Raw genomic sequence first — 12666 nt, 5'->3', positions numbered from 1 at the left:
CCATCAGATGCGTAAAGTACTTCTACCTACCTTTTTATTTTTAATTATTGTTACCGCTGCAAATGCCCAAAAATGGACAGATGCGGAGTTCCGCAGGGCTAATACCGCAGCAAATGCTTCTTATTTAACCAACGAAGAGAAAAATGTGGTGATGTATATGAACCTGATCCGCATTGATGGCGAAAAGTTCTATTACACTTTTTTAGAAGATTACATTAACAACTACAACGCTAAAGTAAAGCAATACAGAAATTACAATGAACTGCGGATTACCCGCAACAATAGCTATTATACCTCTTTACTGAAGCATTTAAGAGGTATAAAAAATCTGCAGGTATTTTACCCTGATGATAAATTAACCGCTTTAAGCCGCAGCCATGCCCAGGATCTGAACAGAAATAACCTCGATACACACGAAAGCAGCAACGGCGATAAATTTTCAAAACGCCTATCCAAATATTTCCCGAATAAAGCCATGAGCGAAAATATCGACTTTGGTTATTCGAACAGTTTGGATATTGTTTGCCATTTATTGTTAGATTGTGGCGTACCATCGCTTGGTCACCGGTTTAACTTGCTCGATCAAAAATTTAAACTGAATACTGTTGGCGTAAGCATACAGCCGCATCCATCCTACACCTGGTGTGCAGTAATCGACTTTGTTGCACAACCCGCATCTTACAGCAACAACAAGTAAAAGGCCTAAATGATCTAATTACAGCGTCAATAAAAATTTAATTGTAAATTGCGCCAAAAATAACAACGAACAGTTTTAAGTAATGCGTAACGCCATTTTAGCCGTCATAGATTTTTTTCATCCTCCGTTTAAAAAATTTATTTCTTTACATAATTTCAGGTATCTGGCTACTGGTGGTGGCACTTTATTATTGGGCATTTTAAGTTATTATTTTGCCTACTTTTTCATCTTTAAAACTGAGGAGGTAAACTTTGGGGTAATTGTGCTGCAAAGGGAAACGGCATCGTTATTGGTAGATTATGCAGTCGCCATCCCAACCAGCTTTTTGCTTAATAAATACGTCATATTTACGCATAGCGAGCTGAAAGGCCGGGTACAACTTTTTAGGTTTATGAACCTCCAGTTCATTAATATCCTGGCTAATTACGTATTACTGAAGTTTTTACTGGAGCTTTTACGCGATTACCCAACGTTATCAATGCTTTCGAGGATTGTGGTTTCGGTTTTAATGGCGCTATTCAGCTATTTGTACCAGCATTACTTTACATTTAGCGTAAAAAAAATCGGGGATAAAAAAGGGAAAAAGGATTAATCAACTACAGTTTTTTTGCCACGGAGGCCCAGATTATCACGGATAATTATAGCGAATACTAAAAAGCCGGCCCATTGGCACAAATCTTTGTACCTAAACGGGATGGAAGCGGTATACTTTTGCTGTCAGCCTGAGCGGAGGTCGAAGGGCAGCAAAAGATATAGCAAACAGCCCGACCGGAGCATCCCGATGAAATGCTGGCTTACCTTTCCTAATCATTAGCCTCATACTATCAAATCATTTTTTTGGAAAACAGTTCCAAAAGCATTTCGGTTTTTACAGTCCCGCCTTCGCTTCAAGTCCTCACTCGTTGCCTCGTTCCGGGCTTTACGCAACAGTCGGGTTTAGGTGGCCAAAACAGTGCTTCTATTTTCGTTTTTATAGCGAGCGTTAAAAAACTGAATTAATCAGTACAAGCCTTCGTACTTAAACGGGATGGAAGCGGCATCCTTTTGCTGTCAGCCTGAGCGGAGTCGAAGGGCAGCAAAAGATACAGCTAACAGCCCGACCGGAGCCCCCCAATGAAATGCAGCAGCAGCTTTCCAAATTCATAAGTCATCTCTTTCTCCCCTACAAACCTTTATTACGTTAACCTGTTAATTTATGCGGCGGCTTTCTTGTTAAGATAAAAACAACATCCTAACTTAGCTGCCGACCAACTTATTTCATAAATAACCTATGAGCCATTTTAATGATTTTAATAATGCGCAGGTAGCCAAATTGCCCAACCATTTAAAGCAATTTATTGTTGCCCAGAATTACGAAAAGTACACGCCTATCGATCAAGCGGTATGGCGTTATGTAATGCGCCAGAATTACAGTTATCTTAAAAATGTTGCTTATTACCCTTATATAAAAGGCTTGCAGCGGGCCGGTTTGAGTATCGAATACATTCCTGATCTGCAAACGATGAATGATAACCTGGGCAAAATTGGCTGGGGAGCGGTTACGGTTGATGGCTTTATTCCACCTGCAGCTTTTATGGAATACCAGGCTTACCGCGTTTTGGTTATTGCGGCTGATATCCGCCAGATTAACCACATTGAATATACACCCGCACCCGATATTATCCACGAAAGCGCTGGTCATGCGCCTATTATTGCCGATACCGATTACAATAATTACCTGAGTTATTTTGGCTCAATAGGTGCAAAAGCAATGTTTTCGGCAAAGGATTTTGAACTGTATGAGGCCATCAGAAAACTTTCAATTTTGAAAGAGGCTGTGGATGCAGACGAATTTCAGATTGCGAAAGCAGAAAAGGAACTGCGTTATATCAGCGAAAACATGGGCGACCCTTCTGAAATGGCCTTACTGGGCCGCCTCCATTGGTGGACAGTTGAATATGGATTAATCGGCACTTTGGAGAATCCAAAAATTTATGGTGCCGGATTGCTGTCGTCGATAGGTGAAAGTGCAAGCTGCATGCAAAGCGATGTGATAAAACTTTGGTACAATATTGATACGATTAATTACGCTTATGATATTACTAAACCGCAGCCACAACTCTTTGTAACCGAAACTTTCCAAAACCTGATTGATGTATTGGAAGAATTTGCCAATACCATGGCTTTTAGAAAAGGTGGATCGGAGAGTATTATGAAAGCAATTGCCTGTAAAAATGTAGCCACTGCAGTTTACAGTTCGGGCTTGCAGGTAAGCGGTGTATTTACCGATATGGGCATTAACCCTGATGATGAAGTAACTTTTATTAAAACTACAGGCCAATCTGCACTGGCCATTAACAATAAACAATTGGCTGGGCATGGTAAAGATTACCACGAAGATGGCTTTTCGTCACCTGTTGGCCGTTTAAAAGGAGCAGAAAAACCATTTGAGGATTATAGTTCATTAGAACTACAATCTTTGAACATTATTAAAGGGGAGAAAACTGAACTTACGTTTGAAAGCGGAATTAAAGTTGTGGGAGTAGTGAAGGATATTATTACCGAGAAAGATAAACTGATTTTAATTGCCTTTAGCGATTGTACGGTTACCGAAAGTAACGAAAACATCCTGTTTAAACCAGAATGGGGTATATACGACATGGCTGTGGGGGATAAAATTGTTTCTGTTTTTAACGGAGCTGCGGATAAAGATGCCTATGAGGAGATTACTTTGATCAGTGTAGAGAAAACGCACAAAATTACCTATGATGATAAAACCTTAAAACTGCATGCTTTATACAAAACAGTAAGGAAAATTAGGGAAAGTGGTGAAAACCTGGAGCAACTTGGCGGGATTTTCGCAAAATTGAAGACAGACCACAGGCAGGATTGGCTTTGCGCGTTGGAAATACTCGAAATTATTTACCACAAAAAAATCTATCATCAATTGGAAAAGGAAATTCAGGTATATCTTGAAATTAAAGCCGGCAAAGAGATAGACCATACGAAATTGATTAATGATGGCTTACATGTGATCAAGAATCCGGTAAGCCAGCTACTTGTGGAAGATTGAATTTAGCTTTAATTTCATTAAATTTATCTAAATGGCAAAGTGATTCAAGAGATGAAAGGGAAATCAATTTATATAATAATTGAATTGATTAAAAGAGTTCTCGTCTTTCCCGCGCAGGCCTACCGTGTTGACACATCTTTTTTAAGAATATTTTAGGCAATATGCTGACTGACCTTGATAAATTAATTGTGTCCAGACGATATGTGCAGGCTTGAATCTTAAAGCTCATTGCATTTACGACTATCTTCGATGACACTCTGCAGTTCCTAATTATTTACCAATGCCAGATTTAAAAATCAATTGTTATTTTGAATTTGGCACAGTTCTAGCTTAAATCGGGAGAAAAATCTTTGAACTATTTTAAAAGATTTCTCCACTGCGGTCGAAATGACGATCCGTTTATGTACCCTTAGAATGATGTTAAATTATTAATAAAGGATTGTTTTTTATAAAAAACAGATGACGCACTATTAAGAATTTATTTATCAACATCCTTTTTAAAACATTTCAACCTTTTAACTTTACAACAAATTTTAATTCCCTTTAATGAACATTATAATTACAGGTGCCAGTAGCGGAATCGGTTTCGAAACCGCTTTAGAGTTTAGCTTACATAAAGAAAACAAGATTGTTGCCATTGCCCGTTCGGCAGATAAACTGCGTAAACTGCTGGAGATTGCCCGCGGCATTAATCCCGATTGCACACTTTTACCTGTCGAATTTGATATTGTAAACGATGATTATGCCGCGCTGATCCCTTTTTTAAAAGAGCGTTTGGGTACAATCGATATCCTGATTAACAATGCGGGTGCTTTAATTAACAAACCTTTTTTAGAAACCACCGAGGCTGATTTGGGCGAGATGCTGCAGAGCAATGTAATCTCGCATTTCAGGATGATCCAGAATCTTTTACCTTTAATGCAAAGCGGAAGCCATATCGTCAACATCGGCAGTATGGGTGGCTTTCAGGGAAGTGTTAAATTCCCGGGGCTTTCTGCTTATTCGGCAAGTAAAGCAGCCTTACATACTTTAACCGAATGTTTGGCCTTTGAATTGGCTGAAACCGGAATCAAGATTAACTGCCTTGCCTTAGGATCGGCACAGACTGAAATGCTTGAAACTGCTTTTCCAGGTTACCAAAGTCCGGTGATGGCTTTCGAAATGGGGAAATATGTAGCTGATTTTGCAAAAACCGGACAGAAATTTTTTAACGGAAAAATTTTACCCGTAGCAGTTACTACACCATAATAGAATTATTTTTAGTAATTTACAGCAGTAATTGAAAAACTAAAAAAAATCTATGGAAACAAAATCTCCTTTTGAAACAAATTCGCCATTTAAAGCACCCGATAGTGGAAAAAGTGCGGCTATTGTTAGCTACATTTTTCTGATTGGTTGGCTGATATCGTACTTTGCGATGTACAAAGACAATAAAACGTCATTATCAAGCTATCATTTAAGACAATCATTATTGCTGCATTTGGGCATTATTGTACTTAATATAGCGGTAACGATATTGATCATGATTGTGCCAACTGCACTTTTTGGATATTTAAGTTATCTGATTTACATTGTCTATATTATTTTTATCATTTTAGGTGCGGTAAGTGCAAATAACGGAGAGCAAAAGGCTCTTCCATTAATCGGCGACAAAGCTCAAACCATGTTCCCAAGTATTTAATCGAAACCAAATATTTTAATTTGAGTCCGGGTAAGTAACCCGGACTTTTTGTTTTAACTCATTTTCAACATTTTAATCGACTTTAGATATTTTTTATATCTTTGGCTCCAACATATGAAGAAAATTATAATTGTCATTTCGTTTTTCATTTTGTCTGCCACCGCAGGAAAAGCCCAAACCATCTTGCCCGCACAATACCAGGAACTGGTAAAACAATTGGTTGCCAATCTTCCAAAAAATGTAACGGTTACCGAAAACAACTCCTCAACAAGTTCAACTTCACTGATCGATTTTGCCAAGAGCATGTTGGGTATCCCCTATCGTTACGCTACCAGCAACCCAAAAGTTGGTTTCGATTGTTCTGGTTTTGTAAGTTATGTATTCAGCAATTTTGGTTTTAAGGTCCCACGTTCTTCACGCGAGTTTAGCTATGCGGGTAAAGAAACCAGCTTAGAAAATGCCAAAGTAGGTGATGTTTTGATTTTTACAGGCAGTAATTCAAGAATAAGAAGAATCGGTCACGTTGGAATTGTTTATTCGATTGATGAAAACGGAATCAAATTTATCCACGCTTCTTCAGGCAAAGCACATCAGGTAACCATTACCGATCTAGATGGTCATTACAAAGCCCGTTTCATGAAGATCGTGAGTATCCTTTAATTACTTTTTATATTTCCACATTCTCGTTTTACCTTCGGCAAGCCATTCTAAAGTGGTTTCCAGTCTTTTAATTCTGGTTGCTTCTGTTTTAGCTTCCTCAAGCCACAAAATATAATCTTTTTTGTTGGAAGGACTGAAATTCTGGAATACCGCTAAAGCTTCAGGAACTTCATTTAAGGCTTCCATAAAATATTCAGGGATAATAAGTGCTTTATTCTGTAAAGATTTTGGTTTTTGTGGAAGTTTTACATTATCCTCATTTAATTTAATGGCCTGTTGAATGTAGGCGATCAGGATTTCGTCGGAAGGTAAATCTTTAAAAGATGTTATTTTGCCCAATAAACCCATGGCTTCCGAACGTTCTTTAAAAATACCGTATTCATCGTTCATTAATGATCCTTTCCAAAAGCCAAAGGCACAATGATGTTTGAAAGAAGCCATGTGACAAACCGTGCCTTTATAATCGAAGAAAGGCATCCCCCATTTAATTTTTTCCTCAATACGGGCATCGGCCTTATGCACCAGATTTCTTAAATGATCCAAAATCGGAATGGCAAATTCTGCCGAATTGATAATGTATTGGTCTACCTGAACAATTGTATGCATGGCTGAAAATTAGGTAGATTAAATTTAAAGCAAAACGATCTTTAAAGCAAGTTCTACCTCTCCGCTATTCAGGAATTTCTTAGCCAGCTCATGCAGTTCCCTTTCGCGGTTGGTATTATCGCCAATGGTGGCATCGAGCACTTCTTTTACTTCTGGATTCATGCTGATCAGATCAATTTCTTCATCACTTGGTATTTGTTCAACATTACCGAGCATGCCCAAATCGTTTCCGGTTAATACTTTCGAAAGGCGGACTGATTGTGGTAAACGGTCTACTCCAATACCCAGTTTGGCCAAAGGTTTTGCCACTTTAAACAAATTATCGTTTGTAACCCTGCAATACCAATCGCCACCCAAACGTGCAACCAGATCGATTTTATGCTGATCTATCCTGCCGTTTTCATCTAAGATCTCCTCATTGATATGAATCACTTTTATTTCGGCCAGAATCAGGTTTCCTGCACCGTGGTTATCCCCCAACGAAATTACATCATTCACCACACATTCGAACTGTACCGGGGCCTCGGCAACCCTTGGTGGCTGAACCAGGTCTGATTTCAGCATGGTAAAACCAGCTTTCTCAAATTCATTTACCCCTTTCGCATATTCAGTACTGGCCAGGCTCATTTGTTGCACCATATCGTAATTTACGATATTGATGACGCACTCTTTTACCTGATGAACATTCTCTAAAGTATGTTTGGTCGTATTATCGCGCACCCTCCGGGCAGGAGAAAAAACACATATCGGTGGATTGCTACTAAACATATTAAAGAAACTGAAGGGACTTAAATTGATATTACCTTCGGCATCTATGGTTGAGGCAAAGCAAATCGGCCGCGGGGCGATAGCATATTGCAGGTAGTTTTGTAGTTCTACAGGGGTTAAATTGGAGGTGTTTAGGGTTAGCACAGGTAGTTAAGTTTACTGTTTGGAAGGATTATATGGAGGTTAAAATTCTAAAAAGATCGTCATCTCGACTGAAGCGCAGCGTAATGGAGAGATCTATAATAGATTTCTCGACTTCGTTGCACTCTGCTCGAAATGACGATTTTTCTAGAAGATTTAATCAAAAAAATTAAAGAGTTCTCTTACTTCTTTAAGGCCAAAATTGAAAAATCCGTATCAGCCCTGGTAATGGTATTGGTTAAGGCACCCAAGCCTGTTATTTCCATTTCAACAACATCGCCAGGCTGTAACCACTGCACTTTATAGTTAGGATCGTTTAATAAACCGGTACCGTTCAGCTCTAAAAAACAACCTGTTCCAACTGTTCCGGAACCAATTACATCTCCTGGAAGAATATCTACACCGTAAGCGCAGCGTTCAATAATTTCGGCGAAAGTCCAGTCCATATCGGCGGCGTTTCCTTTTGAAACTTCGATGCCATTTACGCGGCAAGTCATCTTTAGGTCGTAAGCATTACCTACATGTCCTTCTTTAGGGGCAACTTTGTACTGTATCAATTCATCCGGGGTTACCAACCAGGGACCTATCACGGTTGAAAAATCTTTTCCTTTGGCAGGTCCTAAGTTCAACAGCATTTCTTCCATCTGCAAGGTGCGGGCACTCATATCATTCATTACCATATAACCTGCAATGTATTCATCAGCCTCTGCAGCTTTTATATTTCTTCCTTTTTTACCAATAACAACAGCCAGTTCAAGTTCGAAATCGAGTTTATCGAAGTGATCGGGCATACACTCAATTTCGCCTGTACCCTGAATGGCATTGTGGTTGGTAAAATAAAAAATCGGGTATTCATCAAACTGAGGGATCATATCAACTTTGCGGTTCCTACGCGCCGCTGCAACGTGCTGCCTGAAGGCGTATCCATCACGACAACTGGTGGGGTGCGGAACAGGAGCTAAAATTTCGTAAAAAATTTCTTCCTTGGCCTCCAGGCTTCCTTCTTTAATCTGATCATCAATGAGTTTTGCCCTTTCCATTAATACCTCTCCCCCATGCAAAAATTCGTTCATGTTGTCAGGAATAAGCTTATCGCAGCTATTTAAATTATAGATATGCCCATTTACAAATACACCAAGATGCTCTCTGTCTTCGGTTTTATAGGATACTAGTTTCATATATCATTTGGTTAAATACGCGGTAAAGCTAAGCAATTAGGTTATTCAAAATAAAACTTAGCACTTATTATTTTAACACCGTGTATTGTTGAAGGGTTGATTTTATTACCGGAAAATCTTTTGGCTGAAGGCCTTTGTAACGTTTTTTATTGGAAAGTAAGCCACCGATCAATAATCCGCCCGATACCCCTGCAGGCACACCAGCGGCGATAAGCACAATCGATTCTACAAGTTTGTCGCTTTTGGCTGCCAGCACAAAAAATGTTAACCCTCCTGCAATAGCCAATGGCGCTACAAGTCCCCGGCGGTGAATGTACAGTGCACTAATGCTATCGGCGCTGAGCTTTAAAGTATCCCTCCGGTTTCTGATGATGGTTAATCCATTATCAGAGGCCGCATAGAAAGCACCCCTTACCGCGTTCCCGCTCCGATCGACAACCCTGATGTTATATTTGGCTTTTTGCTGTGCAAAACAAGTATAACTTAACGCGAAAAAAATTAAGCAAGTAAAAATAAATTTCATTTAGATAGTGCTATAAGTAGTAATTAAAGGTAATTAAAATTTCAATTTTTAAATAAAATACTTACCTTGGCTGCATTAAAACCATGATCTTAAAAGCATTACATATTAATCTCGTTAACGATGCCATTGCTGCACGTCGTTATAAGATGCTTTCCAAGCTGATCATGGCGCAATATTCTCTGTAATTTATCTACCCTTTCTTATTAATCGAAACGCATTTGTGTTTTGATTGTTTATTCTTTAGGATTTTTTCTTTCTAACCATAACATCATTTTAATTATGCCTATTTATCACAAATTAGGGCAAATTCCAGCTAAACGCCATACGGTTTTCCGCAAACCCGATGGAAATCTTTATGCCGAAGAATTGGTATCAACCGAAGGTTTTTCCAGTTTGTACTCGCTGGTTTATCATTGCCATCCGCCAACCATTGTAAAACATTTGGGCGAGCCCTATAGCGTAGAACCAAAAATTGCCCGCGAGAAACACCTGAAACACACGAGTTTGATCGGTTTTAAGATTAAACCGGAAGATGACTTTTTAAAAAGCCGTAAACCGATATTGGTGAATAGCGACCTGCACATCGTGCTGGCGGCTCCTAAAAAATCGATGACGGATTATTTCTATAAGAACAGTCAGGCCGATGAGATGATTTTTGTGCACGAGGGTTCCGGAAAACTGAAAACAGGTTTTGGAGAAATTAAGTTTAGCTATGGCGATTACCTCATTATTCCAAGGGGAACCATTTACCAGATGGAGTTTGACAATGAGCAAAACAGGTTGTTTATTGTAGAAAGTTTTAGTCCGTTAAGACCGCCAAAAAGATATTTAAATCAGTTTGGACAGTTAATGGAGCATTCTCCTTACTGCGAACGCGATTTAAGGTTACCTGAAAACATGCAAACCCACGATGAATACGGCGATTTTAAGGTATTGATTAAAAAACAGGGATTAATATACCCCTATACTTATGGTACACATCCTTTTGATTATGTAGGCTGGGATGGCTACCATTATCCTTACGCTTTCTCGATCCACGATTTTGAGCCGATAACCGGCCGCTTACACCAACCCCCTCCGGTACACCAAACTTTTGAAGGGCACAATTTTGTAGTCTGCTCTTTTGTGCCGCGCAAATATGATTACCATCCCGATTCTATCCCCGCGCCTTATAACCATAGCAATGTAGATAGTGATGAAGTACTTTATTATGTTGACGGTGACTTTATGAGTCGCAAAAATGTGGTTAAAGGACAAATTACTTTACACCCTGGCGGTATCCCACATGGACCACACCCGGGAACCGTAGAAAAATCAATCGGGAAAGAAAAAACAGATGAACTGGCCGTGATGATCGACCCTTTTAAACCTTTAATGCTTACGCAGGATGCATTGGATATTGAGGATGAGAATTACCATAAAAGCTGGCAGATTAACGTAGAATAAATGAGTCGGAAGTCCGGAGACCGGTGTCAGAAGATAAAGTGCAAAGGAAATAGACGGTGGCATCCAACATTTAAACTTTACAACATTCAACCTTAAAACATTTAAAAACAACATATCACATCCGACTTCGGACCTCCGACCTCGGACTTAAATAACAACAAACAAATGGAAACACAAACATTCGCAGAAAAGATAGCTAAGGCACCAGATTTTTTGCCAATTAACGGAACAGATTATATTGAATTTTACGTGGGTAATGCCAAGCAGGCCGCTCATTATTATAAAACGGCATTTGGTTTTCAAAGTTTGGCCTACGCCGGACCAGAAACTGGTGTGCGCGACCGCTCATCTTACGTATTACAGCAGGGAAAAATCAGGTTGATTTTAACCACGGCATTAAAATCTGATCATCCGATTTCAGAGCATGTAAAAAAACACGGCGATGGGGTAAAAGTATTGGCCCTATGGGTTGATGATGCTTACAGCGCGTTTGAAGAAACTACAAAACGTGGCGCTAAACCATACATGGAGCCTAAAACTTTAACAGATGAACATGGTGAAGTTAAAATGAGTGGTATATACACTTATGGCGAAACGGTGCACATGTTTATTGAGCGTAAAAACTATACCGGAACTTTTATGCCAGGTTACCGTGTTTGGGAAAGCGATTATCAGCCAGCTGATGCGGGTCTTTTATATATCGACCACTGTGTGGGTAATGTGGGATGGAACCGTATGAATGAAGCTGTACAATGGTATGAGGATGTAATGGGTTTTGTAAACATCCTTTCTTTTGACGATAAACAGATCAACACCGAATATTCGGCTTTAATGAGCAAGGTGATGAGTAATGGCAATGGCTTTTCAAAATTCCCGATCAACGAACCTGCTGAAGGTAAAAAGAAATCGCAGATTGAAGAATACCTTGAATATTATGAAGGTGAAGGCGTTCAACATATTGCTGTGGCTACAAAAGATATTGTAAAAACCGTTAGAGAGCTAAAATCGCGTGGTGTAGAATTTTTAAGTGCTCCACCGGAAGCCTATTATGATATGATGCCACAACGTGTGGGTAAAATTGACGAAGAAATATCGTTATTGGAGAGCCTGGGCATTTTGGTTGATTGTGATGAAGAAGGTTACCTTTTACAGATTTTCACCAAGCCAGTTGAAGACCGCCCTACCCTTTTCTTTGAGATTATTCAGCGTAAAGGTGCACAGAGTTTTGGCGCGGGTAACTTTAAAGCATTATTCGAATCGTTAGAGCGTGAGCAGGAATTAAGAGGCAACTTATAATATTATTATTAACTAAACTTAGGGCAATCAGTAATCTGGTTGCCTTTTTTTATTTACTCATTTTTAGGTATGTGTTTAGCGAAAAAAATGATTAAATTTAGTTACACACAAATATTTAAACCTTAATTATGATGAGAACAAAATTCACCCTGGTTTTATTACTGGCTGCATCATTCAGTGGCTTCGCACAAGCTAAGGCCGAAATTGTTAAAAACATCAATCAACTACTGGCAAAAGCCATCGGCGGAACCAACATTACTTTGCATAATGGTACGGAAACAGCATTTACCATTACAGCAAATTCATTTTCAATTGATGAGGAAATGAATTTCGGGGTTTTTACAATGGGAAAAACATTTGCCAGTTCAGATCGTGCCAAAGAAGAAACCAGCACCAAATCTCAAATACAGACCTGGAACGGGTTCAAGGTTAGTTCTGAACAAAAAGACTCAAAAATTAAATCAGTTTATCCGGTTTTTAGTAAACGGGATGAAGAGCCTGATAATGATAAAAATGGAATTAAATATTATTGTTTAGCAGGTGATGAGGAGAAATTGATAGCTGCGTTGACACAGCTGCAGGGACTTTATAAGAGAAAATAGTTTTCTATTAATACCG

13 protein-coding genes are annotated in these 12666 nt (G+C 39.1%); 9 read left to right on the top strand and 4 right to left on the bottom strand.

What is annotated here, in order from left to right:
• Positions 1–7 precede the first annotated feature (7 nt).
• From H9L23_RS04115 to H9L23_RS04090, 6 genes are all read left to right on the top strand, one after another.
• The gene (locus H9L23_RS04115) at positions 8–697 is read left to right on the top strand and encodes a CAP domain-containing protein (RefSeq protein ID WP_187593784.1); all 690 of its coding nucleotides are present in this window, start codon (positions 8–10) and stop codon (positions 695–697) included.
• An 82-nt stretch (positions 698–779) separates the two neighbouring features.
• Positions 780–1289: a GtrA family protein gene (locus H9L23_RS04110; protein WP_187593783.1), complete on the top strand. Its 510-nt coding sequence runs from the start codon at positions 780–782 to the stop codon at positions 1287–1289.
• A gap of 678 nt (positions 1290–1967) precedes the next feature.
• Positions 1968–3749: an aromatic amino acid hydroxylase gene (locus H9L23_RS04105; protein ID WP_187593782.1), complete on the top strand. Its 1782-nt coding sequence runs from the start codon at positions 1968–1970 to the stop codon at positions 3747–3749.
• Between the two features lie 546 nt (positions 3750–4295).
• Positions 4296–4997 (top strand): SDR family oxidoreductase, encoded by a 702-nt coding sequence (locus tag H9L23_RS04100; protein WP_025143203.1) that lies wholly within the window; start codon positions 4296–4298, stop codon positions 4995–4997.
• A gap of 52 nt (positions 4998–5049) precedes the next feature.
• Positions 5050–5430: a DUF4870 domain-containing protein gene (locus tag H9L23_RS04095; RefSeq protein ID WP_187593781.1), complete on the top strand. Its 381-nt coding sequence runs from the start codon at positions 5050–5052 to the stop codon at positions 5428–5430.
• A 114-nt stretch (positions 5431–5544) separates the two neighbouring features.
• Positions 5545–6090, top strand: coding sequence for a C40 family peptidase (locus H9L23_RS04090; protein ID WP_025143205.1), 546 nt, complete (start codon positions 5545–5547; stop codon positions 6088–6090).
• Here the strand turns inward: H9L23_RS04090 and H9L23_RS04085 are convergent, their stop codons facing one another.
• The 4 genes from H9L23_RS04085 to H9L23_RS04070 form a co-directional block, all read right to left on the bottom strand.
• Positions 6091–6696, bottom strand: coding sequence for a YdeI/OmpD-associated family protein (locus tag H9L23_RS04085; RefSeq protein WP_187593780.1), 606 nt, complete (start codon positions 6694–6696; stop codon positions 6091–6093). It lies immediately after the preceding gene.
• A 24-nt stretch (positions 6697–6720) separates the two neighbouring features.
• Entirely contained in the window at positions 6721–7608 is an 888-nt protein-coding gene (locus H9L23_RS04080; RefSeq protein ID WP_187593779.1) for a flavin reductase family protein, read from the bottom strand.
• Between the two features lie 179 nt (positions 7609–7787).
• Positions 7788–8783, bottom strand: coding sequence for a fumarylacetoacetate hydrolase family protein (locus tag H9L23_RS04075; RefSeq protein ID WP_187593778.1), 996 nt, complete (start codon positions 8781–8783; stop codon positions 7788–7790).
• 67 nt (positions 8784–8850) lie between these two features.
• Positions 8851–9306, bottom strand: coding sequence for a hypothetical protein (locus tag H9L23_RS04070; protein ID WP_187593777.1), 456 nt, complete (start codon positions 9304–9306; stop codon positions 8851–8853).
• Between the two features lie 279 nt (positions 9307–9585).
• On the opposite strand from H9L23_RS04070, the gene H9L23_RS04065 reads away from it, so the two are divergent.
• The 3 genes from H9L23_RS04065 (at position 9586) to H9L23_RS04055 (ending at position 12650) form a co-directional block, all read left to right on the top strand.
• Positions 9586–10752 carry a homogentisate 1,2-dioxygenase gene (locus H9L23_RS04065; RefSeq protein WP_187593776.1) on the top strand — a complete coding sequence of 389 codons (1167 nt, stop codon included), beginning with the start codon at positions 9586–9588 and terminating at the stop codon, positions 10750–10752.
• 165 nt (positions 10753–10917) lie between these two features.
• The gene (gene hppD / locus H9L23_RS04060) at positions 10918–12048 is read left to right on the top strand and encodes a 4-hydroxyphenylpyruvate dioxygenase (protein ID WP_187593775.1); all 1131 of its coding nucleotides are present in this window, start codon (positions 10918–10920) and stop codon (positions 12046–12048) included.
• Positions 12049–12176: 128 nt separating this feature from the next.
• Positions 12177–12650, top strand: coding sequence for a hypothetical protein (locus H9L23_RS04055; RefSeq protein WP_187593774.1), 474 nt, complete (start codon positions 12177–12179; stop codon positions 12648–12650).
• The last annotated feature ends 16 nt before the right edge of the window (positions 12651–12666 follow it).

Origin of the sequence: Pedobacter roseus, from assembly GCF_014395225.1 — a bacterium.
GTDB classification, from domain to species: domain Bacteria; phylum Bacteroidota; class Bacteroidia; order Sphingobacteriales; family Sphingobacteriaceae; genus Pedobacter; species Pedobacter roseus.
Note: the sequence above shows the minus strand (reverse complement) of the source record. Positions and strands in the feature narration are given on the sequence as shown.

Bases quoted from the DNA above. Each gene is read 5' to 3' on its own strand.
- H9L23_RS04105 (WP_187593782.1), top strand. From the start codon at position 1,968: ATGAGCCATTTTAATGATTTTAATAATGCGCAGGTAGCCAAATTGCCC.
- H9L23_RS04075 (WP_187593778.1), bottom strand. From the start codon at position 8,783: ATGAAACTAGTATCCTATAAAACCGAAGACAGAGAGCATCTTGGTGTA.
- H9L23_RS04095 (WP_187593781.1), top strand. From the start codon at position 5,050: ATGGAAACAAAATCTCCTTTTGAAACAAATTCGCCATTTAAAGCACCC.
- H9L23_RS04085 (WP_187593780.1), bottom strand. From the start codon at position 6,696: ATGCATACAATTGTTCAGGTAGACCAATACATTATCAATTCGGCAGAA.
- H9L23_RS04115 (WP_187593784.1), top strand. From the start codon at position 8: ATGCGTAAAGTACTTCTACCTACCTTTTTATTTTTAATTATTGTTACC.
- H9L23_RS04070 (WP_187593777.1), bottom strand. From the start codon at position 9,306: ATGAAATTTATTTTTACTTGCTTAATTTTTTTCGCGTTAAGTTATACT.
- H9L23_RS04100 (WP_025143203.1), top strand. From the start codon at position 4,296: ATGAACATTATAATTACAGGTGCCAGTAGCGGAATCGGTTTCGAAACC.
- H9L23_RS04090 (WP_025143205.1), top strand. From the start codon at position 5,545: ATGAAGAAAATTATAATTGTCATTTCGTTTTTCATTTTGTCTGCCACC.
- H9L23_RS04110 (WP_187593783.1), top strand. From the start codon at position 780: ATGCGTAACGCCATTTTAGCCGTCATAGATTTTTTTCATCCTCCGTTT.
- H9L23_RS04055 (WP_187593774.1), top strand. From the start codon at position 12,177: ATGATGAGAACAAAATTCACCCTGGTTTTATTACTGGCTGCATCATTC.
- hppD (WP_187593775.1), top strand. From the start codon at position 10,918: ATGGAAACACAAACATTCGCAGAAAAGATAGCTAAGGCACCAGATTTT.
- H9L23_RS04065 (WP_187593776.1), top strand. From the start codon at position 9,586: ATGCCTATTTATCACAAATTAGGGCAAATTCCAGCTAAACGCCATACG.